26 protein-coding genes and 4 tRNA genes are annotated in these 21,617 nt (G+C 70.9%); 19 read left to right on the plus strand and 11 right to left on the minus strand.

What is annotated here, in order from left to right; genetic code table 11:
• Positions 1 to 4: 4 nt before the first annotated feature.
• The 3 genes from AB0N73_RS00920 to AB0N73_RS00930 form a co-directional block, all read right to left on the minus strand.
• The gene (locus AB0N73_RS00920; RefSeq protein WP_363559395.1) at positions 5 to 1,213 is read right to left on the minus strand and encodes a thiolase family protein; all 1,209 of its coding nucleotides are present in this window, start codon (positions 1,211 to 1,213) and stop codon (positions 5 to 7) included.
• A 73-nt stretch (positions 1,214 to 1,286) separates the two neighbouring features.
• A complete protein-coding gene (locus tag AB0N73_RS00925; protein WP_363559397.1) occupies positions 1,287 to 2,483 on the minus strand; it encodes an HRDC domain-containing protein in 1,197 nt (398 codons plus the stop codon).
• Positions 2,476 to 3,063: a DUF3000 domain-containing protein gene (locus tag AB0N73_RS00930; RefSeq protein ID WP_363559399.1), complete on the minus strand. Its 588-nt coding sequence runs from the start codon at positions 3,061 to 3,063 to the stop codon at positions 2,476 to 2,478. The genes AB0N73_RS00925 and AB0N73_RS00930 overlap by 8 nt, the downstream gene beginning before the upstream one ends.
• Positions 3,064 to 3,088: 25 nt before the next feature.
• Between AB0N73_RS00930 and AB0N73_RS00935 the strand changes: the two genes are divergently transcribed.
• Positions 3,089 to 4,312 carry an alpha/beta fold hydrolase gene (locus tag AB0N73_RS00935; protein WP_363559401.1) on the plus strand — a complete coding sequence of 408 codons (1,224 nt, stop codon included), beginning with the start codon at positions 3,089 to 3,091 and terminating at the stop codon, positions 4,310 to 4,312.
• Here the strand turns inward: AB0N73_RS00935 and AB0N73_RS00940 are convergent.
• From AB0N73_RS00940 to AB0N73_RS00950, 3 genes are read right to left on the minus strand one after another with little or no spacing between them, the layout of a single operon-like run.
• Complete coding sequence (locus AB0N73_RS00940) at positions 4,281 to 4,982, minus strand: dihydrofolate reductase family protein (protein WP_363559403.1); 702 nt, start codon at positions 4,980 to 4,982, stop codon at positions 4,281 to 4,283. The genes AB0N73_RS00935 and AB0N73_RS00940 overlap by 32 nt on opposite strands.
• A gap of 10 nt (positions 4,983 to 4,992) precedes the next feature.
• On the minus strand, positions 4,993 to 5,433 hold the full coding sequence (locus AB0N73_RS00945) for a SufE family protein (protein WP_363559405.1): 441 nt from the start codon (positions 5,431 to 5,433) through the stop codon (positions 4,993 to 4,995).
• Positions 5,434 to 5,462: 29 nt separating this feature from the next.
• Entirely contained in the window at positions 5,463 to 6,362 is a 900-nt protein-coding gene (locus AB0N73_RS00950; RefSeq protein ID WP_363559407.1) for a sulfurtransferase, read from the minus strand.
• Between the two features lie 122 nt (positions 6,363 to 6,484).
• On the opposite strand from AB0N73_RS00950, the gene zapE reads away from it, so the two are divergent.
• From zapE to AB0N73_RS00970, 4 genes are all read left to right on the plus strand, one after another.
• On the plus strand, positions 6,485 to 7,519 hold the full coding sequence (zapE, locus tag AB0N73_RS00955; RefSeq protein ID WP_363559409.1) for a cell division protein ZapE: 1,035 nt from the start codon (positions 6,485 to 6,487) through the stop codon (positions 7,517 to 7,519).
• A gap of 59 nt (positions 7,520 to 7,578) precedes the next feature.
• Entirely contained in the window at positions 7,579 to 8,043 is a 465-nt protein-coding gene (locus AB0N73_RS00960) for a type II toxin-antitoxin system PemK/MazF family toxin (protein ID WP_363559490.1), read from the plus strand.
• A 109-nt stretch (positions 8,044 to 8,152) separates the two neighbouring features.
• Positions 8,153 to 9,559: a DUF222 domain-containing protein gene (locus AB0N73_RS00965; protein ID WP_363559411.1), complete on the plus strand. Its 1,407-nt coding sequence runs from the start codon at positions 8,153 to 8,155 to the stop codon at positions 9,557 to 9,559.
• Between the two features lie 49 nt (positions 9,560 to 9,608).
• Positions 9,609 to 9,884 (plus strand): hypothetical protein, encoded by a 276-nt coding sequence (locus tag AB0N73_RS00970; RefSeq protein ID WP_363559413.1) that lies wholly within the window; start codon positions 9,609 to 9,611, stop codon positions 9,882 to 9,884.
• A 26-nt stretch (positions 9,885 to 9,910) separates the two neighbouring features.
• Here the strand turns inward: AB0N73_RS00970 and AB0N73_RS00975 are convergent, their stop codons facing one another.
• Both AB0N73_RS00975 and AB0N73_RS00980 read right to left on the minus strand, forming a co-directional pair.
• Positions 9,911 to 10,282 (minus strand): SdpI family protein, encoded by a 372-nt coding sequence (locus AB0N73_RS00975; protein WP_363559415.1) that lies wholly within the window; start codon positions 10,280 to 10,282, stop codon positions 9,911 to 9,913.
• A gap of 71 nt (positions 10,283 to 10,353) precedes the next feature.
• A tRNA-Val gene (locus tag AB0N73_RS00980) sits at positions 10,354 to 10,429 on the minus strand.
• A gap of 150 nt (positions 10,430 to 10,579) precedes the next feature.
• Between AB0N73_RS00980 and AB0N73_RS00985 the strand changes: the two genes are divergently transcribed.
• The 8 genes from AB0N73_RS00985 (at position 10,580) to AB0N73_RS01020 (ending at position 12,579) form a co-directional block, all read left to right on the plus strand.
• Positions 10,580 to 10,651 (plus strand) — tRNA-Gly (locus tag AB0N73_RS00985).
• Positions 10,652 to 10,706: 55 nt separating this feature from the next.
• A tRNA-Cys gene (locus AB0N73_RS00990) sits at positions 10,707 to 10,777 on the plus strand.
• A gap of 26 nt (positions 10,778 to 10,803) precedes the next feature.
• A tRNA-Val gene (locus AB0N73_RS00995) sits at positions 10,804 to 10,875 on the plus strand.
• A gap of 110 nt (positions 10,876 to 10,985) precedes the next feature.
• Positions 10,986 to 11,303 (plus strand): hypothetical protein, encoded by a 318-nt coding sequence (locus tag AB0N73_RS01000; RefSeq protein ID WP_363559417.1) that lies wholly within the window; start codon positions 10,986 to 10,988, stop codon positions 11,301 to 11,303.
• Between the two features lie 68 nt (positions 11,304 to 11,371).
• Entirely contained in the window at positions 11,372 to 11,557 is a 186-nt protein-coding gene (locus AB0N73_RS01005; RefSeq protein WP_363559419.1) for a hypothetical protein, read from the plus strand.
• A 128-nt stretch (positions 11,558 to 11,685) separates the two neighbouring features.
• On the plus strand, positions 11,686 to 11,880 hold the full coding sequence (locus AB0N73_RS01010; protein ID WP_363559421.1) for a hypothetical protein: 195 nt from the start codon (positions 11,686 to 11,688) through the stop codon (positions 11,878 to 11,880).
• Positions 11,877 to 12,104 (plus strand): hypothetical protein, encoded by a 228-nt coding sequence (locus AB0N73_RS01015; RefSeq protein WP_363559423.1) that lies wholly within the window; start codon positions 11,877 to 11,879, stop codon positions 12,102 to 12,104. The genes AB0N73_RS01010 and AB0N73_RS01015 overlap by 4 nt, the downstream gene beginning before the upstream one ends.
• Before the next feature lie 28 nt (positions 12,105 to 12,132).
• Positions 12,133 to 12,579 (plus strand): BLUF domain-containing protein, encoded by a 447-nt coding sequence (locus AB0N73_RS01020; protein ID WP_363559425.1) that lies wholly within the window; start codon positions 12,133 to 12,135, stop codon positions 12,577 to 12,579.
• A 1-nt stretch (position 12,580) separates the two neighbouring features.
• On the opposite strand, the gene AB0N73_RS01025 is transcribed toward AB0N73_RS01020, so the two are convergent.
• Positions 12,581 to 13,501: an SLC13 family permease gene (locus AB0N73_RS01025; RefSeq protein ID WP_363559426.1), complete on the minus strand. Its 921-nt coding sequence runs from the start codon at positions 13,499 to 13,501 to the stop codon at positions 12,581 to 12,583.
• A gap of 303 nt (positions 13,502 to 13,804) precedes the next feature.
• Between AB0N73_RS01025 and thrS the strand changes: the two genes are divergently transcribed.
• Together thrS and AB0N73_RS01035 are read left to right on the plus strand one after the other, a co-directional pair.
• Positions 13,805 to 15,811 carry a threonine--tRNA ligase gene (gene thrS, locus AB0N73_RS01030; RefSeq protein WP_363559428.1) on the plus strand — a complete coding sequence of 669 codons (2,007 nt, stop codon included), beginning with the start codon at positions 13,805 to 13,807 and terminating at the stop codon, positions 15,809 to 15,811.
• Positions 15,808 to 16,365, plus strand: coding sequence for an HIT domain-containing protein (locus AB0N73_RS01035; protein ID WP_363559430.1), 558 nt, complete (start codon positions 15,808 to 15,810; stop codon positions 16,363 to 16,365). The genes thrS and AB0N73_RS01035 overlap by 4 nt, the downstream gene beginning before the upstream one ends.
• A 36-nt stretch (positions 16,366 to 16,401) precedes the next feature.
• On the opposite strand, the gene pdxY is transcribed toward AB0N73_RS01035, so the two are convergent.
• Positions 16,402 to 17,253 (minus strand): pyridoxal kinase PdxY, encoded by an 852-nt coding sequence (pdxY, locus tag AB0N73_RS01040; RefSeq protein WP_363559432.1) that lies wholly within the window; start codon positions 17,251 to 17,253, stop codon positions 16,402 to 16,404.
• A 7-nt stretch (positions 17,254 to 17,260) separates the two neighbouring features.
• Entirely contained in the window at positions 17,261 to 18,607 is a 1,347-nt protein-coding gene (locus AB0N73_RS01045; RefSeq protein ID WP_363559434.1) for an aminotransferase class I/II-fold pyridoxal phosphate-dependent enzyme, read from the minus strand.
• 96 nt (positions 18,608 to 18,703) lie between these two features.
• Here AB0N73_RS01045 and pdxS point away from each other — a divergent pair, with 96 nt between their 5' ends.
• Genes pdxS through ruvC form a run of 4 tightly spaced genes read left to right on the plus strand, consistent with a single transcriptional unit; the run spans position 18,704 to position 21,617 of the window.
• Positions 18,704 to 19,594 carry a pyridoxal 5'-phosphate synthase lyase subunit PdxS gene (gene pdxS, locus AB0N73_RS01050; protein WP_363559436.1) on the plus strand — a complete coding sequence of 297 codons (891 nt, stop codon included), beginning with the start codon at positions 18,704 to 18,706 and terminating at the stop codon, positions 19,592 to 19,594.
• Complete coding sequence (pdxT, locus tag AB0N73_RS01055; RefSeq protein WP_363559438.1) at positions 19,584 to 20,189, plus strand: pyridoxal 5'-phosphate synthase glutaminase subunit PdxT; 606 nt, start codon at positions 19,584 to 19,586, stop codon at positions 20,187 to 20,189. The genes pdxS and pdxT overlap by 11 nt, the downstream gene beginning before the upstream one ends.
• A 43-nt stretch (positions 20,190 to 20,232) precedes the next feature.
• Positions 20,233 to 20,991: a YebC/PmpR family DNA-binding transcriptional regulator gene (locus AB0N73_RS01060; RefSeq protein ID WP_363559440.1), complete on the plus strand. Its 759-nt coding sequence runs from the start codon at positions 20,233 to 20,235 to the stop codon at positions 20,989 to 20,991.
• Between the two features lie 50 nt (positions 20,992 to 21,041).
• Entirely contained in the window at positions 21,042 to 21,617 is a 576-nt protein-coding gene (gene ruvC, locus AB0N73_RS01065) for a crossover junction endodeoxyribonuclease RuvC (protein ID WP_363559442.1), read from the plus strand.

The raw sequence follows: 21,617 nt of genomic DNA on the forward strand, positions 1-21,617 counted from the left end.
CCGGTCACTTCCGCTTCTTCTTGCCGTCGAAGTAGGGGTTCTCCCAGATGACGGAGCCGCCCTGTCCCAGACCCACGCACATCGCGGTGAGCCCGTACCGCACGTCCGGGCGCTCCCGGAACTGCGCGGCGAGCTGGATCATCAACCGCACGCCCGAGGCCGCCAGCGGGTGCCCGAGCGCGATCGCGCCGCCCCAGGGGTTCACGCGCGGGTCGTCGTCGGCGATGCCGAAGTGGTCCAGCAGCGAGATGACCTGGATGGCGAAGGCCTCGTTCAGCTCGAACAGGCCGATGTCGTCGATCGTCAGCCCGGCGCGGCGCAGGGCCTTCTCGGTGGCCGGGATCGGGCCGATGCCCATGATCTCCGGCTGGACGCCCGCGAAGGCGAACGACACGAGACGCATCTTGGGGACGAGTCCCAGCTCCTTGACCGCGGTTCCACCGGCCAGCAGGCCCATCGTGGCGCCGTCGGTGAGGGGCGACGACGTTCCTGCCGTCACGCGCCCGTGCGGGCGGAAGGGCGTCTTGAGCTGTGCGAGCCCCTCCATCGTGGTCTCGGGGCGCCGGCCCTCATCCTCCGTTGCGAGCCCCCAGGCGCCGTCGGCACCCTTGGTGGCGACCGGGACGAGGTCGGGCTGGATGACGCCGGCGTCGTACGCGGCCTGCGCCTTCTGCTGGCTCCGCATGCCGAACCGGTCGCTGCGCTCCTTGGTGAGGTGCGGGAAACGGTCGAAGATGCGCTCCGCCGTGACGCCCATGTTGAGGGCGCCCGGGTCGACGAGCTTCTCGGCGACGAAGCGCGGGTTCGGGTCGGAGTTGGCGCCGATGGGGTGGTGCCCCATGTGCTCGACGCCGCCGGCGAGGGCGACGTCGTACATGCCCACGCCGATGGAGGCGGCCATCGTGGTGACGCTCGTCATGGCGCCCGCGCACATCCGGTCGATCGCGAAGCCGGGGACGGTCATCGGCAGGCCCGCCAGGATCGCCGCCGATCGCCCGAGCGTCAGACCCTGGTCGCCGGTCTGGCTGGTCGCGGCGATCGCCACGTCATCCACCCGCTCGCCGGGCACCTCGGGGTTGCGGGCCATGACGCCCATGATCGCCTTGACGACGAGGTCGTCCGCGCGGGTGTTCCAGTACATGCCTTTTTCGCCGGCGCGCCCGAAGGGTGTGCGCATGCCGTCGACGAAGTAGACGTCCGAAATCTCGGCCACTCTGCCTCCAATGATCGGGGTTTCTCCCAACGTAGAGAGCGCCCCCGAGCCGGAAGAAACGGTTGGGTCGAACCTACGAAGCGGTTTCCGTCTCGCTCGCGGGCTCTTGCACGGAATCCACAAAAGCATCGGCGATCAACTGTGCGGTTTCTCGTATCTGCCAGGAGCGCGCACCCAGGGTCGCGAGCGCCTCGCCGATGGCCTCGGCCGTCGCGGGCTCCGGCGGCTCCCACGCCACGCGCCGCAGCAGCTCGGGCGTGAGGAGATTCTCGGTCGGCATGGTCAGATCGACCGCGCGCTCCTCGACGACGGGTCGCGCTGCCTTCAGACGCGCGTCGGCCTCGGGGTTGCGATCGATCCACGCACGCGGCGGCGGGAGGGTATCGGAGCTCACCCGCTCGAACGGCAGATCGGATGTGGCGCGCCCGCGCTCGATGGCCGCCCACCAGCGGTCGAGCTCGGATCGGCTGGCGCGTCCGGTGAAGTCCTTGATGGATGCGAGCGCGCGCTTGCTGTCGGGCGCGGCGGCGATGGCCGCCACGAGGGCGCGGTCCGGGACGAGGCGCCCCGGGGAGACGTCCTGCGCGATGGCGAAGTCCTCGCGGGCCTGCCAGAGCTCGCGCGCGATCGCGAAGTTGCGGCGGCCGCGGAGGGTGTGGAGGCCGCTCAGCCGACGCCACGGATCCACACGGGCGGGCTTGAGGGGGCGGTCGAGGACGGCCTGGAACTCCTCGGCCGCGATCTCGACCTTGCCCTGCTCCACGAGCTCGGCGGCGAGGGCGTCGCGCACGTCCGGCAGGTGCAGGACGTCGAGGGCGGCGTACTCGAGCCACGACTGGGGGAGGGGGCGCGTCGACCAGTCGGCCGCGGAGTGCGCCTTCGCGAGGGTGATGCCCAGGGTCGCCTCGACGACGGCGCCGAGACCGACCCGGTCGTGTCCGAGCAGCCGTGCCGCGAGCTCGGTGTCGAAGATGCGCGGCGGCTCGAGACCGATCTCGCGGAGCGAGGGGAGGTCCTGGCTGGCGGCGTGGAGAACCCACTCGTCGGTGCGCAGGACGTCCTGGAGCTCGGCGAACGCCGTCAGCGCCGGGGGGTCGAGCAGGTAGACCCCGGCGCCGCGGCGGTGGATCTGCACGAGGTAGGCCCGCTGCGAGTAGCGGAATCCGGAGGCGCGCTCGACGTCGACGGCGAAAGGACCGTGACCTGCGGCGAGTTCCTCCGCCGCCGCGATCAGACCAGCATCGTCGGCGATGACGGGATACTCAGGCACGTGCCGTTCCCCTTCCACGGATCTGCTCGATCCCCTCCGAGCCCGGGGGGAGTCCCGCGAGCATGCACACCAATTCTGCCCAGGCCTCGACGTGGTCGCCGAGGTCGCCGGTGGGCGACCAGGAGGCACGCAGTTCGATCTGGGCGCCATCGCCCTCGGCGGCGAGCGATCCGAACCCCTTGGAGAGGGTCTTGGTCGCCGTTCCCGACGCGGCTTGGTAGCGCGCGCCGCGTGAGGCGAGGGCGTCCACCAACCAGCTCCAGGCCACATCCGCGACCAACGGATCCGCTCCGATGTCCGCGTCCAGCGGCGCCTGTGCGAAACACACGATACGCCAGGGGCCGCCCCACGGTTCCGGCTCTGACAGGTCGTGGAGCAGCAGGAAGCGCCCGGTGCCGTACAGCGACTCGTGCGCGCCGGGCTCGGGGCGCACGTCGCCGGCCAGCGCGTAGGAGGAGGGGGCGAGACCGGTGGGCGCGGGGATCTCGCGCACCGTCAGGTCGTCGCGGAACGTCACCGCAGCCAGCTCCGCCACGGCGAGATCGAGCGGCGAGCCGGAGGCGGGACGGTCGTGGGCCACGGCGACAGACTAGAGTGAAGGCACCATGATGGACTCCAGGCGCGCCGCCCGTCGTGGCGCCTCACCGGTGCTTCGGACCCTGCTCAAGGGAACCGTCGTCGGTCTCGGGGCAGCGACAGCTCTCACTTCCGCCCTCCTCGGAGGCGTCGCCATCCGCGTCGCCCGCCGTGTCGTCACCCCGGCCGCGCGTCGCGCCGACACCCGCATCCTCGCGTTGGATCCGGCGTCGCAGACGATCACGCTCGAGCGCAACGACGACACGTCGCTGCCCGGGCGCTACGGCCTCTTCACGCGCGGCAGCGAGGACTACGTCAAGCTCGGCAGCGTCCTGGCCGAGAACGAGGAGGGGGTCAAGCGCAAGCTGCTGACCCATGTGTCCTCGGACGCGCATCTGTCGGCCGAGGCGGCGTTCAGCGGTTGGTACTACGACCGGCCCGAGCAGCTGCAGCTGCCCTTCACCTCGCAGCTCATCGGCTCCGCCGTCGGACCGTGCCCGGCCTGGCTGTTCCCCGCCGCCGAGGCCACCGACGTGTGGTGCATCCAGATCCACGGGCGCGGCACCACCCGCGCCGAGTGCCTGCGGGCGGTGCCGTTGATGCACGGTCTCGGCATCACGACGCTCATCGTGTCGTACCGCAACGACGGCGAGGCTCCTCGCAGCCGCACCGGCACCTACGGCCTCGGCTCGACGGAGTGGCGCGATGTCGACGCCGCCATCGGCTTCGCGCGGCGCAACGGCGCCCGTCGCATCGTGCTCATGGGGTGGTCGATGGGCGGCGCGATCGCGCTGCAGCTGGCGCTCAGCTCGGCGCACCGCGACATGCTGGCGGGCATCGTGCTGGACTCGCCGGTCATCGACTGGCGTGTCGTGCTCGACTATCAGGCCAAGGCGATGAACCTGCCCAAGTCCGTGACCCAGGTCGCCCTCTCGGCGTTGGAGTCGGACTGGGGCACCGCGTTCACCCGCACCGGGCACCCGATCCCATTCGACCGGTTGGATGTGGTCGCCCGTGCCGGCGAGCTGCGCCACCCCACGCTCATCCTGCACAGCGACGACGACGGCTTCGTGCCCTCCGACGCCTCGCACGACCTGCAGGCCGCGCGCCCTGACCTCGTCGAGCTCGAGGTCTTCGACACCGCGCGCCACACGAAGCTGTGGAACTACGACGAGCAGCGCTGGACGGGTCGCATCCGGGAGTGGCTGCGGGAGCGGTCGCTCACGCGTGAGGACGCGAACGCAGGTAGCTGAAGCCCGCGTCGTCCACCAGCATCGCGTGCGGGGGAGCGAGGCGGATGTCGGCGGCGTGACCGAGGAGCGGTGTGCCCGGGGGAGTGAACTGCGGCGCCAGCGACAGGCAGAACTCGTCGATGCACCGGGCCTCGGCGAACTGCCCGGCCAGTGACGGGCCGCCCTCGCAGACGACCCGGGTCCAGTCGCGGGTGGCGAGGGCTGTGAGGATCGCGGCGGGGGAGAGCTCCGCCGCGTCGGCGACCACGGTGTCGATGCCCAGGGCCGAGCCCGCGCGCTCCACAGCCGACGCGTGGGTGGTGTCGGCCACCAGCACGACCCGGTCGCGGTCCTCCTCGGCGAAGCTCACGTCGCCGAGGTCGCCCGTGCTCGTCACGATCGCCAGACGCGTGCGGCGGGGCGCGATGTAGCGTTCGGCGCGGACGGTCGCCGCTCCGACCACGACCACGTCGCTCGCCGCGCGGATGACGCCGAGGATGCGTCGGTCGACCGGGCTCGAGAGCGTCTCGCTCGTGCCGTCGCTGCCGCTCGCCGTGCCGGTGAGCGAGGTGATCATGTTGAGCCGGACGTAGCCGCCCTCGGGCGGCGCGTACTCGTTCTCGAGCCAGGCGAGCCCGTCCGCCGAATCGATGTCGTGACGGATCGTCGGCTGGGGGATGACGCGGGTCACCAGCACGGCGTCACGCCGCCCGCTTCTGCCGCACCTGTCGCTTGGCGCGCAGCAGCATGCCCGTCATCCCCGCGATCCGCAGGGGCGAGACCGCCCGGGTGAGTCCGATGCTCTGCGGGAAGTCGTCGGGGATGGCGAGGACGGCGTCGGCGGTGAGACCGGTGATCCCCTGCGCCAGGATGCTGGCGAAGCCGCGCGTCGTCGGGGCCTCGGGCGGCGCGGTCGCGTGCATCGCGACGATGCCGTCGGCATCCACATCCACCACGATGTACACGGGGGACTGGCACTCGGCGACGCGTTCGCAGAGTTCGGGGTGACCGTCGTACTCGGCGGGGACCGGCGGGAGCTCCTGCGAGAACTCCAGCAGCAGCTGCAGGCGTTCGGGCTCGTCGAGGGCCAGGAATTCGTCGCGGATCTCGGCGAGACTCTGCGGAAGGACGCTGTCGCTCATCCGCCACATTCTGGCATGCGGCGCGTCCGTCAGCGCGGCAGTTCGCCCGCTGCGGCGCCCTGGACGATCGGGACACGCACGGCGCTGCCCCACTCGGTCCAGGAACCGTCGTAGTTGCGCACGTCGTCGAAGCCCAGCAGGTGCTTCAGCACGAACCAGGTGTGGCTCGATCGCTCACCGATGCGGCAGTAGGCGACGACCGCGTCGCCGTCGGCGAGACCGGCGCCCTCGCGGTAGACGGCGTCGAGTGCGGCGCGGTCCTTGAACGTCCCGTCCTCGGCGACTGCGCGCGCCCACGGCACGCTCTGGGCGGTGGGGATGTGGCCGGCCCGCAGGGCGCCCTCTTCCGGGTAGGCGGGGGCGGTCGTGCGCTCACCGCTGTACTCCTCGGGGGAGCGCACGTCGATCAGCGGGTTGCCGAGGTGGGCGAGCACGTCCTCCTTGTAGGCGCGCAGCGTGCTGTCGTCGCGCTCGACCACGGGGTACTCGACAGCGGGGCGGGTCGTCTTGTCGGTCGTGAGGGGACGGCCTTCGGCGATCCAGCGGTCGCGGCCGCCGTCGAGAAGACGGACGTCCTCGTGGCCGAAGAGCGAGAAGACCCACAGGGCGTACGCGGCCCACCAGTTGTTCTTGTCGCCGTAGATGACGACGGTGTCGTCGCGGCTGATGCCCTTGCCGCCCAGGAGAGCGGCGAAACCGGCGCCGTCGACGTAGTCGCGGACGACCGGGTCGTTGAGCTCGGTGTGCCAGTCGACCTTGACGGCGCCCGGGATGTGGCCCGTCTCGTACAGCAGCACGTCCTCGTCGGATTCGACCACGACCAGGCCCGGCTGACCGAGTCGTTCTTCGAGCCATTCGGTCGTGACCAGACGCTCGGGGTGGGCGTAGGCCGCGAACTTGTCGGACGTGGAATCGAGGTCGACGGGCACGGGAAGCTCCTGTTCGGTCGGGAAGGGGCTACCGCGTAGGGTGGTAGCCGCCAGCTCCGACCCTAGGTTCGCCCGGACGCTCGCGCATCCTTCTCGTAACCAGGTGACACAGGATCCCAGGCATGACATCCACCGCGCATCCGACCGTCGTCGTCAAGCTGACGGATCGATCCCCTCAGGTCTCGGGGGCGGAGATGGTCGCAGCCCTCGCGCCGCCGCCGCAGTTCGCCGACGCGAGCTTCGACTCCTACCGCACCGACGACGCCTATCCCTCGCAGCAGGAGGCGAAGGACGCTCTCGTGGCGTTCGCGCTCGGCGGTGCCGAGGCGCCGCGGCGCGGACTCTTCCGACGCGCCCCCAAGGTCGTCGAGCGCAAGCCCGGGATGTATCTGGACGGCGGGTTCGGCGTCGGGAAGACCCACCTGCTCGCGTCGATCTACCACGCGATGCCGGCGCGACGGAAGTACTTCGGGTCGTTCATCGAGTACACGGCGCTCGTGGGTGCGCTGGGCTACCAGAAGACCGTCGAGCTGTTCCGCGGGGCGGACCTGTTGTGCATCGACGAGTTCGAGCTCGACGATCCCGGCGACACGATGGTGATGACGCGTCTGCTCGCCGAGCTCGTGAAGACCGGCACGAAGCTCGCCGCGACGTCCAACACCCCGCCGAACGCGCTGGGTGAGGGCCGTTTCGCCGCGCAGGACTTCCTGCGCGAGATCAGCGCGATGTCCGACAGCTTCGAGACCCTGCGCATCGACGGCGTCGACTACCGCCAGCGTGCCGTCGACGGTCACGCGGTCTCGCTGGAGCCCGCCGCGTACGACGAGGCGATCGCGGAGGCGGCCGCGTCCGGGCTGGCGTCCGACGACGACTTCACGGCGCTCGTGCGCCACCTCGCCGCCGTGCACCCCTCGCGCTACCTGCGGCTGCTCGACGGCCTGACGACGATCGGTCTGCGTGACGTGCACGTGCTGACGGATCAGTCCGCGGCGCTGCGTCTGGTGGCGTTCGTCGACCGCGCATACGACGCGCAGATCCCCATCCGGGCGACCGGTGTGCCGCTGCACGAGGTCTTCGGCGACGAGATGCTGGCGGGCGGATACCGCAAGAAGTACCTGCGCGCGATCTCGCGCCTGATCGCGCTCACGCACGCCTGAGGCCGGTTCCGGGTGAGCGGGGTCACGGGTCGGGCGGGCAGGGGGACGCCGTGGGTGTGATGTCGTTCCTCGGACGATCGCTGCTGCGCGTCGTCGCGCCGCGTCGGGCCGCCGCCGCGGCCGCGGTCACGCGCGAGGTCGATCCGCACGCCGTGGGGCGACTGCGCCTGGTCTACGAACCGCGCGCCGACGCCCTCCCCGACGGCGGCGAGGTCGTCTGGACCTGGGTTCCCTACGCCGAGCACGACGGCCGAGGCAAGGACCGTCCCGTGCTCGTGGTCTCCCGGCACGGGCGCGACCGTGTGTACGCGGTGAAGCTGACCAGCAAGCCCCACGCATCCGACACCGGATATGTGTCGATCGGGGCCGGCGGCTGGGACCCGCAGCGGCGTCCGTCGTGGGCGGATGTGGATCAGCTCTACTCCGTGCATCGTCAGGGGCTGCGCCGCGAGGGATCCGCGCTCGATCGGGCGCGTTTCGAGCGTGTCGCCGCTGTTCTCCGAGCGCGGTACGGCTGGCGCTGACGAGCGCACATCCGGGACGCGTCCTGCGGGATTCATTCGGCGCATTTGTGCGCGCCGACCGGGGTTTTGTCGACGGGGGAATGTCGGAGGGGGTCGGCAGAATAGGGGTATGTCGGACGCAACGCAGAGTGATCGGGTGGGGGAGCTGGTCGCGCAGTTGCGTGCGGCCCTGCCGGTCGATGCGGCGTCGCTGGCCGCGCTGCCCGAGGATGATCTGCTCGCCCTCGTGCAGACGGCCGAGGCGCTCGGGCGGGTCGTCGACGGTGCGCGCGTCCTGGTGGCGGGCGAGGTGGCGGAGCGCTCCCGGCCGGCTCTCGGCCCGGAGCGGATGGACGCGCGTCGGGGGTGCCGGAGCCCGGGCGAGGTGCTGGAGCGCGCCGGGCTGATCTCCTGCCAGACGGCGCGTGGTCGGATGCGCGCGGCCTCCGCGATGCGGGCGACGTGGTCGCTGTCGGGCGAGATGCTGCCCGGCGGATTCCCCATCCTGCGCCGCGCGGTCGAAGACGGCAGGGTGTCGGTCGATGCCGCGGTGGCGATCGTGGGCGAACTCGGTCCCGTCGTGGACCGTGATGTCGCCTCCGATGCGATCGGCGTAGCGGAGGCCGAGCTGGTGGGCGCCGCGGCCGGCGGGACGGGGGCACCCGCGGCGTCGGCCGACGAGGTGCGGGTCATGGCGCAGGCATGGGCCCTCTTCCTCGACCCCGACGGCGCTGCTCCGGATGCGGCGCCGGCCGATCGACGGCGGGGTCTCACGATCGGGCGGGTGCGGGACGGCCTGGTGAGCGTGCAGGCGGGATTGCTGCCCGAGGTGGCGGCGCAGCTTCGGCGCGTGCTCGATGCCTACGCCGGGTCGCCGGTCGGGCCGACGTTCGTGGAGGCGGCCGAGGAGGGTCTCGACGGCATCGCCGCCGACGTCGACCACCGCTCGCCGGCGCAGCGGCGCCACGACTCGTTCGCCGGCATCCTTACCGTCGCCGCGGGGCATGCCGCCGCGCCGCAGATCGGGGGAGCGGCGCCCACGCTCGTGGTCACCGTGTCCGCCGATGAACTCGCCCGTGAGGGCGGTGCGGCATTCGTGTCAGGCGACGAGGGCGAGATTCCCGTCGCGACCGCGGTGGCACGCCACGCGGGGTGCGCCGGAGCGGTGCAGCGCGTCGTGTTCGACCAGGCGGGGCGGATCATCGAGATCGGCGTCCCGCAGCGGATCTTCGGCGCGCATCAGCGGCGGGCGATCGCCGCGCGAGACGGCGAATGCATCATCCCCGGGTGCCATGTCGCGGCGGCGTGGTGTGAGGTGCACCACGTGAGCGCCCACGCCCGCGGCGGGCCGACGCACACCGACAACGGCGTGTTGCTGTGCTGGCGGCACCACTCGACCATCGAGACCGGCGGGTGGCAGATCGAGATGCGAGAGGGCGTGCCGTGGGTGCGCGCGCCGGGATGGATCGACGCTCATCGGTCGTGGCGCCCCGTGCAGGGCACCATCCGACATCGCCTCGCGCGGATGCGGGCGTGACGGGCAGCGCCTTGTCGGTCCACCGCGCGCGGCGGCATACGCTGGTCGCATGCTGATCGGTCTCATCCGCCCGAAGGAAACCACCACCGCAGAGGTGGAGGGCTCTTCTCTCGCCGACATCACCGAGCAGCTCGAGCCGTTCCGTCCCGAGGGCTGGGACCTGGTGCAGACGACCGCGAACCTCATCAAGGGCACGGCGCGGTTCTCGTCGACCGGCACCTTCGCCGCCCGCGGGCCCGTGCACGAGATCGAAGCCGACGATCGTGCGGCGCTCGACGCGAAGATCCCGGACGGATGGCAGCTCCTCAACATCCGCTACGTGTGACGCCAGGCGCCGCCGGACGCGCTCGATCAGCCGTCCGACTCGGCTGAGACCGTCTTCGCTGCTCGACCGCCGACGCGCGCTCCGTAGAGCACGAAGCCGAGCATCATCCCGCAGCCGACGAGGACCACCGCCGCAAGAACCGGCGCGGGCACCGGGAGGAGCGCGAGGAACCCGGTTGCGACGGACGAGATGCCGGCGATCATCGTGGCCCGCTTCGCGCGGATGTGGGCGGCCAGCCACGCCTCTTCGCTCGCCATGGTGCTCGGGATGCGGATACCCGCGATCGCGTTCCGCTTCAATCGGCCCGAGGCCGTCGCGCGGGCCATCCAGATGAGCAGGAGACCCGACCCCGCCATCACGACGAGCAGCACGATCCGTACGGCCAGGTCGTTCTCCATCCAGCCCATTCTACGAATGCGGCCGAACAGAGCCGGAGAAACACGAAAACCCCCGAGAAATCGAGGGTTCGTGGTGGGCGATGCGGGACTTGAACCCACGACCTCTTCCGTGTGAAGGAAGCGCGCTACCAACTGCGCCAATCGCCCGTAGCCCCGAGGGGCCGAAAATCGAGCATACCGGATGTGATCGGGTGCTGCCGACACGGGAGGGTGGACACGCGCGGGCCGTCATCGGTTTTGCGCGTCGCCGGAGTTGGGCTAATGTTTAACAAGTGCCCGAGAGATCGGGAACGAAATGCGGATGTAGCGCAGTGGTAGCGCATCACCTTGCCAAGGTGAGGGTCGCGAGTTCGAATCTCGTCATCCGCTCGAGTGCGGTGGTCTTCTTCACGGAAGATCACGTCACGTGGGTCGAACCACACATGGTGGCGTGGCCGAGCGGCTAGGCACCGGCCTGCAAAGCCGTTTACACGGGTTCGAATCCCGTCGCCACCTCGCCTATAACTGAACAGCCTGTACAGGCGCGATTGGCGCAGCGGTAGCGCGCTTCCCTGACACGGAAGAGGTCACTGGTTCGATCCCAGTATCGCGCACCGAAGAAAACCCCCGGTCTCCCGGGGGTTTTTCGGTTTCTGGAACACGATTCATGCACACCCTGCTCCACCCTGAGACGTCGTCGGGCAGGATGGATGCGGAGGTCAGGATGTCGCGCAACGATCAGAAGAAGCTCGTCCAGCACAAGGATGTGGCCGAGCTGCTGCTCACCGAACCGCTCTACGTCATCACGCGGGCCCTGCAGAACGTGCCGCGCAAGCGTGAGCAGACGCAGGGCGGCGCGCGCCAGGCGGTCGACCGGTGGAACGCCCTGCTGCGCACACACGACGTCGACGGGCTCCGCGCGGCCCTCCTGGGTGACGACGACGACAGCCGGATGATGCGCAACAACTCGGTCTTCGTGGGTGTGCGCGCCTCGTCCGCACCCGACGGCACGAACGTCGAAGCCGAGGCGACCTCCCGCTGACCCGCCGGGCCGCGGGCCTTGTCGCTCCCGGTGCTGCCTGTTAGGTTGGCGCTGACGGGGGGTGCACGATGGCCGGACTCATCGCTGCGCTGGCGGCGGGTGGTGCAGCGGCGATCGCCGTGGCGGTGATCGCTGCGATGACGATCCCGCGTCTGCGTCGCAGCCGCACGGAGACGAACGCGGATCCCGAACTCGCGCGCGCGGCCGCCGACATCCAGTCGCAGATCGACCGCGGACGCGGGCTCGGCTTCTGACCCCGCCCTTTCCCACCCGGCCGGGCCCTCCCCGCGCGACCTATCACGCGCGGGGACGGCGGTCCAGGCCGATCCCGCTGTGACGCCCGCCCTCTAGGGTCGGGAGTCAGAACGACGGGAGAATACTCATGTCAGATCACACCACCCCCGCGTCGCACGACGAGGACTCGTTCGAGGGACCCGACGTCGAGACGACCGACGGCACGGAGAAGAAGGACGGGCTCGGCAAGGACGGCACCATCCCCGCGCACCCCGACGGCGTCGCCGCGGGTCACACGGGCGAGGCATCCACCTTCGAGCCCGAGGAAGACGAAGGCGCGTGAGCGACACCCGACCCGCCCGCACCGGCTCCGGCATGGTGTGGGCGCGGGTCGAGGACGGCTTCCACGTCTGCAGCCAGGGAGGCAACTTCCTCGGCTACATCGACCGCAACGGCGCGGGGCGCTTCGTCGCCTACGACATGCGCTCTCGCGAGGTCGGAGAGTTCACCGACCTGACCTCCGCGATGCGGGCGGTGGCGGCGCAGCCCTCGCTCGAACCCCGCTAGCGATCCTTCGACTCCCAGGATGATGACGATGACCGAGCACGACCGCCTCCTCTCGATCGTGTACGCGAGCCAGGCCACCGAACCGTTCGACGACGCCCGCCTCGCCGCACTCCTCGCGCAGAGCCGCGCGTCGAACGCCGAGCACGGCTTGACCGGGATGCTGCTGTACCGGGCCGGGCGCTTCGTCCAGGTGCTCGAGGGGCCCGAGCAGACCGTGCGCCGCCTCGTCGACGTCATCCGCGCGGATCCGCGGCACACCGGCATGCGCATCCTCGTGGAGGAGAACGTCCGCGAGCGCGAGTTCGGCGACTGGACGATGGGCTACGAGCCGATCAGCGAGACCCAGGAGCCGATGCCCGAGGGCTTCCGCAGCACCTTCGACGATCTCGAGAGCAGCGACGACCCGAGCGCCACCCTCCGGGCCGCGCGGGAGCTCAGCCTCTGGTTCCGCGTTCGGGCGAACCGCGGGTCGTAGCTCACGCCGCCGCGATGGCGAGGGGGAGCACCGCGAGCCCGACGACCAGCGGTGCGGCGAGGCAGCCCCACAGGATGAAGGACCGCCACGACACGTCCTCGCCCGCCGCGCGCAGCCGTTGATGCCACAGGAGCGTCGCCAGCGACGCCCACGGCGTGATGAGCGGACCGGCGTTGACGCCGACCAGGAGCGCCGCCAGGTGGATCGGCGCTCCCGCGACCGCGGGTTCCAACGCGAGGTACGCGGGCAGGTTGTTGACGACGTTCGCCGCCGCAGCGCCGGTGCCGGCCACCGCGTACACGGCTCCCGCGCCCTCGGCGTGCCCGAGCAGCACAGCCAGTGCGTCGAGCAGCCCCGCCGCATCCACGGCCGCCGCGGCGAGCAGAAGCCCCGAGGCGAAGACGACGAGCGACCACGGCACGAGACGCACCGAGAGCGCCCGGGGCGCGCGGACGACGAAGACCACGATCAGCACCAGCGCCGCAGCGGATGCGGGGAGCCAGGGCTCGAGGCCCGACACCAGCAGCGGCAGCAGCGCCGCCACGACGACGGCGCACCACAGCAGCAGGGTGCGATCGGCCACGCGGGGCGCGGGCTGCGGGGTGAACGTCCCCCGCAGGTGCCGCCGGAACCGCACCCACAGCAGCAGCACCGTCACCCCGACGGCGATGACCGCGGGCGCGGCGAGCAGCAGCAGGAACTCACCGGTCCCGCCGCCCAGTCCGGGCGCTGCGAGGAGGTTCGTGAGATTGGAGACCGGCAGGAACAGGGACGCCGTGTTGGCGAGCCAGACGGTCGTGAAGGCGAAGGGGAGTGCCGGCAGTTTGTGGGCGCGCGCGGCCGCCACGACGACCGGTGTCAGGAGCACCGCCGTGGTGTCGAGCGACAAGAACGCGGTCGAGGCGACCGCGAGCAGGACCACCCACATCCACAGCCCCCCGGACGCGTCCGCGCGAGGCGCGGGCGAGCCCGCCCGCGATGACGTCGAACAGGCCGGCACGGGTCGCGAGCTCGGCGACGACGGTGATCGCGGCCACGAACAGCAGCACCGGCCAGATGCGTTCCGCGGTCGCCAGAGCGTCCTCGGGGCTCAGGATGCCGAGAGCCACGGCCGCGCCGCCCGCCACCAGCAGCACGCCGCCGATGAGGGCCAGCTTCACCCCTCCATCTTGGTGCGTCCCGACCTCGATAGGATCGATGACAGAGCCATCTTCTGGAGACTTCCTTGACTGATCTGACCCCGGCCGACGTCGCGTACCCCGCCGACGGATTCGCCCTCTTCCCCGACCGCTCCGTCATCGCGCTGCGCGTGGACGGCAACCTCGTCGACCTCGCGACCACCGTCACGGCCGACGACACGGTCGAACCCGTGACGATCGACTCGGCGGACGGTCTCTCGATCCTCCGGCACTCGGCCGCGCACGTGCTGGCCCAGGCCGTGCAGCGCATCAAGCCGCAGACGAACCTCGGCATCGGCCCGCCCATCACCGACGGCTTCTACTACGACTTCGGCACGGACACCCCGTTCACGCCCGAGGACGTCAAGGCGATCAAGAAGGAGATGGAGCGCATCGTTCGCGAGAACCAGCGCTTCGTCCGTCGCGTCGTGACCGACGACGAGGCGCGTGCCGAGCTCGCCGACGAGCCGTTCAAGCTGGAACTCATCGGACTCAAGGGCGGCACGAAAGAAGCCGCCGAGGGCGCGTCCGTCGAGGTCGGCGCCGGCGAGCTGACGATCTACGACAACGTCAACCGCGACGGCGAGACGGTCTGGAAGGACCTGTGCCGCGGCCCGCACGTTCCCACCACCCGCACGATCGGCAACGGCTGGGACCTGCAGCGCATCGCCGGCGCCTACTGGCGCGGCAGCGAGAAGAACCCGCAGCTGCAGCGCATCTACGGCACGGCGTGGCCGACGAAGGACGAGCTGCGCGCCTACCAGCAGCGCCTCGAAGAGGCCGCCAAGCGCGATCACCGCAAGCTCGGCAAGGAGCTCGACCTGTTCTCGTTCCCGGATGAGATCGGGTCCGGCCTCAGCGTCTGGCATCCCAAGGGCGGTGTCATCCGCGGCGAGATGGAGCAGCACGCACGCCGGCGCCACATCGAGGGCGGCTACACGTACGTCTACACGCCGCACATCTCGAAGGAAGACCTCTTCCTCACCTCGAACCACCTCGTGACCTACCGCGAGGGCATGTTCCCGCCGATCACGATGGATGAGGAACGCGATGCCGACGGCACCGTGACCAAGCCCGGCCAGGACTACTACCTCAAGCCGATGAACTGCCCGATGCACATCCTGATCTACAAGGAGCGTGCGCGCAGCTACCGCGACCTGCCCATGCGACTGGCCGAGAACGGCACCGTCTACCGCAACGAGCTCTCGGGCGCCCTCCACGGGCTCACGCGCGTGCGCGGTTTCACGCAGGACGACTCGCACCTGTTCGTCACCCCGGAGCAGCTGGAGTCCGAGGCCACCCGCGTCCTCGAGTTCGTCATCTCGATGCTGCGGGACTTCGGTCTCGAGGACTTCGAGCTCGAGCTCTCGATGCGCGACGACGAGAAGTCGAAGTGGATCGGGTCGGAGGAGTTCTGGGAGTACTCGACCAACGCGCTGCGCAACGTCGCGGTCGCGAGCGGCCTGAAGCTCACCGAGGTGCCCGGTGAGGCCGCCTTCTACGGCCCCAAGATCGACCTGAAGACGCGCGACGCGATCGGCCGCACCTGGCAGCTGTCGACCGTGCAGGTCGACCCCAACCTGCCCGAGCGGTTCGAGCTCGAGTACACCGGATCGGATGGCGAGAAGCACCGCCCGATCATGATCCACCGCGCGCTGTTCGGCTCGATCGAGCGGTTCTTCGCGATCCTTCTCGAGCACTACGCCGGCGCGTTCCCGGTGTGGCTCGCCCCGGATCAGGTCGTGGCGATCCCCGTCGCGGAGCAGTTCGGCGACTACCTCGACGAGATCGTCGACCGGCTGCGCGCCCGGGGCGTCCGCGCCCAGGTCGACCACTCCGACGACCGCATGCAGAAGAAGATCCGCACCCACACGACCCAGAAGGTGCCGATCCAGCTCATCGCCGGCGAGCAGGACCGGACGGCGGGCACGGTCTCGTTCCGTTTCCGCGACGGCACCCAGACCAACGGCATCCCCGTTGACGACGCGATCGAGCGGATCGTCACGGCGATCGCCGAGCGCACGCTCGTGAACACCGCGGAGGACCTCGCGTGACCGCCACGCCGGGCGACTCGGATGCGGCCCTCGTCGCGGCATCCGAGTTGGCCGGCGTGCCGGACGAGTTCCAGCGGCTGTGGACGCCGCATCGGATGGCGTACATCCAGGCCGGGCCCGAGCCGATGGCCGACGACTGCCCGTTCTGCGCCGCGCCGCACAAGTCCGACGAGGACGCCCTCATCGTGCACCGCGGCACCCACGCCTACGTGCTGTTGAACCTGTTCCCGTACAACTCGGGCCACCTGCTCGTCTGCCCCTACCGCCACATCCCCACCTACGACGAGGCGTCGGACGCCGAGGTCGCCGAGATCGGCGCGCTCACGCAGACGGCCATGCGGGTGCTGCGGGTCACCTCACGGTGCGACGGCTTCAACATCGGCATGAACCAGGGCGCCGTCGCGGGCGCCGGCGTCGCCGGGCACCTGCACCAGCACGTGGTGCCCCGGTGGGCGACCGACGCGAACTTCTTCCCGATCATCGCGAAGACGAAGGCACTGCCGCAGCTGTTGGGCGATGTCCGCACCACGCTCGCGGACGCCTGGCCGCGCTGAGGCGAGCGCAGGACCGAGCCGGATGAGGCGGGGCGTTCAGCGCACCTGACGCACCGGGAACTGCAGCTTCGGGTGCGCGTAGGACTCCTGCGCCTGCACCAGCTGCAGCTCGCGCTCGCCCGAGCGGTGGGTGAGCTCGAGCAGATCGAACACGCTCGAGGTGGTGCGCGCGAGCGCCTCGGCGGCGTCCCCGGTTGCACGGTAGTGCGCCGTGAACAGCGCCGCCGTCACGTCTCCCGAGCCGTTGGCCTTCATCGGCAGCAGCGGCGTCTGCACGATCCAGGCGCCGGCGTCGTCGACGACCATCATCTCGATGGTGCCCTCTTCGCGGTCGGGCCGCTCGACGCTCGTGACGAGGACGGTCCGCGGTCCCATCGCACGCGCCGCGTCGGCGGAGTCGAGTGTCTCGGCGATCGTGCGCGGCTCCGTGCCGGTGAGGAACCCGAGCTCGAACTGGTTGGGAGTGATGATGTCGGCCACCGGCACCACCCGCTCGCGCAGCAGCTCGGGGATGGCCGGGGCGACGAAGCACCCGGACTTGGCGTTGCCCATGACGGGGTCGCACGCGTAGATCGCGCTCGGGTTGGCCGCCTTGACCCGGGCGACCGCATCGACGATGACATCGGCGATTCCCTCGGAGCCCTGGTAGCCCGAGAGCACGGCGTCGATGTCGGCGAAGACACCGCGGTCCTCGATCCCCGTGATGACATCGCTCACGTCGGCGGGGGAGATGAGGGGCCCGCGCCACGCCCCGTAGCCGGTGTGGTTCGAGAAGTTCACCGTGTAGACGGGGAGCACCTCGACGCCGATGCGCTGCAGGGGGAACACGGCGGCCGAGTTGCCGACGTGGCCGTACGCCACAGCGGACTGGATGGAGAGGATCTTCACGGGTCGATCATCCCACCTTCTGCATCGCCACCGCGTCGAGCGCGGCGGCGATGTCGGCGGCGAAGCGGTCGGCCTCGGCGTCGTCGAGCTCGTGCACGGTGAGGCGCAGGTGACGGGTCGTGGCGGCATCGGCGAGGACGAACTCGTCGCCGGTCCGCGCGAGCCAGCCGCGTCGCATGAGCTGCTCGGACACGGCGCGCGCCGCGACGGGTAGCGCCAGCCAGAGGTTCAGGCCGTCGCCCACGGTCACCGCCACGCCGCGCGCGCGAAGCCGCTCGGCGAAGGCGCGGTTCCGCGCGGCGTAGTGGGTGCGGGCGGACTCGATGGTCGTGAGCGCCCCCGCATCGGTCAGCTGCGCGTGGGCGAGGCGCTGCAGCAGGTGGCTCACCCACGTGGTGCCCGGGCTCAGCCGCATCGCGAGGCGGCGCGCGGTGTCGGGATCGGTGGCCGCGATCGCCATGCACATGTCGGGGCCGAGGAACTTGGACACCGATCGCACGAGCGCCCACCGCTGGTGCCCCGGCGGGATGATCGAGCGGTAGGGCGTGCTGGCCAGCAGCGAGAAGTGGTCGTCCTCGATGACGAGCACGTACGGGTGGTCCGCCAGCACGGCGCGGAGCGCGCTCGCGCGGGCGGGGCTGAGGCTCGCACCGGTCGGGTTCTGCGCCCGGGGCGTGCAGACGATCGCCCGCACGCCCGCCTCGAGCGCGGCGCGCAGCCCGTCGACCGTCATCCCCTCGGCGTCCACGGCGACGGGCACGGCGCGGTACCCGCCGAGCCGCACGGTCTGGATGCTCGCGAGGAAGCACGGGTCTTCGAGGGCGACGGCGTCGTCACGCGTCAGGGCCTGGGCGAGCAGGCGCTCGACGGCGTCGACGGCGCCGCTGGTGATCGTCAGGCGGGCGTCGCGGTCGTCGCCGACGGCCTCGCGGATCCACTGCGTGCTCCACTGCTCGAGCGCGGCGTCGATGACGGGCTCGCCGTACAGCACGGGTCGACCCGCGATCGCCCCGAGGACGTCGGCGATCGGGGGGATGAGGGCCGGGTCGGGATTGCCCGATCCCACATCGCGCAGCACGGTATCGGGGGAGAAGCCGTCCTGCGCGAGCGGCGCGCGGCGGGCGACGAGCGTTCCGCCGCGGCCGTGGGAGGTCACCAGGCCCGCCTGGGCGAGATGACGGTACGCGGACACCACCGTGTTGCGATTCACACCGAGCGCGCTCGCGAGGGTGCGCACGGGCGGGAGGGCGTCGCCCGGGGCGAACGTCTCGCGCTCGATCAGCGCCCGCACGCTGTCGGCGATCTCGACGGCGGACTCGCCCTGGATCCGGATGGCGGCGTCAGGCGTGGTCATGGGGCGATTCTACGTCGGAGGCCGTGCTAGCTTTTGGCCTAGGTCAATCAGCACGTCGACACGGGTCGCCGCAGCGGCGCCCGAGAGGAGCACACCATGACAACAGCGTCCACCGGCTCGTCGCGCGTCAAGCGCGGTCTCGCCGAGATGCTCAAGGGCGGCGTCATCATGGACGTCGTCACCGCCGACCAGGCGAAGATCGCCGAGGATGCGGGCGCCGTCGCCGTCATGGCCCTCGAACGCGTGCCCGCCGACATCCGCGCGCAGGGCGGCGTGGCGCGGATGAGCGACCCGGATCTCATCGACGCGATCATCGACGCGGTCTCGATCCCGGTCATGGCGAAGGCCCGCATCGGTCACTTCGTCGAGGCTCAGGTGCTGCAGGAGCTCGGCGTCGACTACATCGACGAGTCCGAGGTGCTCTCGCCGGCCGACTACGTGAACCACATCGACAAATGGGGCTTCACGGTGCCGTTCGTCTGCGGCGCCACCAACCTGGGCGAAGCGCTCCGACGCATCACCGAGGGCGCGGCCATGATCCGCTCGAAGGGCGAGGCCGGCACGGGGGACGTGTCGGAGGCGACGAAGCACATCCGCACCATCCACCGCGAGATCCAGGCGCTGCGCGCGACCTCGAAGGACGAGCTGTACGTCGCCGCGAAGGAGCTCCAGGCGCCGTACGAGCTGGTGGCCGAGGTCGCCGAGACCGGGCGGCTGCCCGTGGTGCTGTTCACCGCCGGTGGCGTGGCGACCCCCGCGGACGCCGCGATGATGATGCAGCTCGGCGCGGACGGCGTCTTCGTGGGCTCGGGGATCTTCAAGTCGGGCAACCCCGCCGAGCGCGCCGCGGCCATCGTGCGGGCCACGACCTTCGCCGACGACCCGGCCGTGATCGCCGAGGTCTCGCGCGGTCTCGGCGAGGCCATGGTCGGCATCAACGTGTCCGATCTCGCCGCTCCGCACCGCCTCGCCGATCGTGGGTGGTGACACGCCCCGCATCGGAGTGCTGGCCCTCCAGGGCGATGTGCGCGAACATCGCCTCGTCCTGGAGCGGCTCGGCGCCGAGGTCGTCGACGTGCGCCGCCCGTCCGAGCTGGCCACGGTCGACGGGCTCGTGCTGCCCGGGGGAGAGTCGAGCGCGATCGACAAGCTCGCGCGTCGCTTCGGGATGCAGGAGCCCATCCGCACGGCGATCGCCGGGGGACTGCCGGTCTACGGCACCTGCGCGGGCCTGATCCTGCTCGCCGACCGCGTGATCGGTGCGATCGACGGGCAGCAGACCTTCGGCGGGCTGGACGTCACGGTCACCCGTAACGCGTTCGGCGCCCAGGCGGAGTCGTTCGAGGCCGACCTGGACGTCGAGGGCTGGGATCGTCCGGTGCGGGCCGCCTTCATCCGCGCACCCGTGGTGACGCAGGTCGGCGCCGGGGTGCGGGCGCTGGCGACGCTGCCGGGGGGCGAGGTGGTCGCGGTCGAGGCCGGCAACCTGCTGGGCACCGCCTTCCACCCGGAGGTCTCCGGTGATGCGCGGTTCCACGAACGCTTCCTGGAACGCGTGCGCGCGGCGCCCCGCCGTCGCTAGCGTGCTGAGCGGGGCGGACGGTGCTCCCGTCTAGACTGGTGTCATGTCCGGTCACTCCAAATGGGCAACGACGAAGCACAAGAAGGCCGTCATCGACAGCCGTCGCGCGAAGTCGTGGGCCAAGCTCATCAAGAACATCGAGGTCGCGGCCAAGCTCGGCGGCGCCGACCTGCAGGGCAATCCGACGCTCTTCGATGCCGTCCTCAAAGCCAAGAAGACGTCCGTCCCCAAGGACAACATCGATCGCGCGATCAAGCGCGGCGCGGGCATCGGCGGCGAGTCCGTCGAGTACGCCTCGATCATGTACGAGGGGTACGGCCCGAACGGCGTCGCCCTGATGATCGAGTGTCTGACGGACAACAAGAACCGTGCCGCGGCCGAGGTGCGGACGGCGCTGTCGCGCAACGGCGGCAACCTGGCCGACCCGGGCAGCGTGGCCTACAACTTCACGCGCAAGGGCGTCATCGTCGTCGACGGCGAGTCCACGACCGAGGACGACGTCATGCTGGCCGTCCTCGAAGCCGGCGCCGAAGAGGTCGAGCCGCACGGGCAGGGATTCGCGGTCATCACCGAGGCGACCGACCTCGTGACGGTGCGCTCGGCGCTGCAGGACGCCGGCATCGACTACGAGTCCGCCGACGTCGAGTTCGTGCCGAACCTCAAGGTCGAGGTCGACGCCGACACGGCCCGCAAGGTCTTCCGGCTCATCGACGCCCTCGAGGACAGCGACGACGTCCAGAACGTCTTCAGCAACTTCGATCTGACCCCCGAGGTGCAGGCCGAGCTCGAAGCCGACGACTGATCACCGCGCGCCGCGCCACCAGCCACCCCGTCAGCGCTTAGCGTGAGGGGGTGGCTGTTGCGTTGCGCGTGCTGGGAGTCGACCCGGGTCTGACCCGATGCGGGATCGGGGTGGTCGACGTCGCCGCCGACCGCAGTGCCCGCCTCGTGCACGTCGGCGTCGTGCGCACCTCGCCTGATCTGCCCACCGCCGAACGCCTGCATCTGATCGCGCAGGGGCTGCGCGCCGTGGTGAGCGAGCACCGGCCCGGCGTCGTGGCGGTGGAGCGCGTGTTCGCGCAGCAGAACCGCAGCACGGTGATGGGCACGGCGCAGGCGAGCGGGATCGCGCTGCTCGTCGCCGCCGAGCATTCGCTACCGACGGCCACCCACACGCCCAGCGAGGTCAAGGCCGCGATCACCGGCTACGGCTCGGCCGAGAAGCTCCAGGTGCAGACCATGGTGGCGCGCATCCTCCGGCTTCCCGAGCTGCCGCAGCCCGCCGACGCCGCCGACGCCCTCGCGATCGCGCTCTGCCACGCGTGGCGGGGTGGCGCGGTCGCGTCGGATGCGGCCGGGCCGGGCGCCGAGGCGCTGACCCCCGCCCAGCGCGCCTGGCGGGCCGCGGAACGGTCGACACGACGCTGA

The organism is Microbacterium sp. NPDC089189 (assembly GCF_040685095.1).
Taxonomy (GTDB): Bacteria; Actinomycetota; Actinomycetes; order Actinomycetales; family Microbacteriaceae; genus Microbacterium.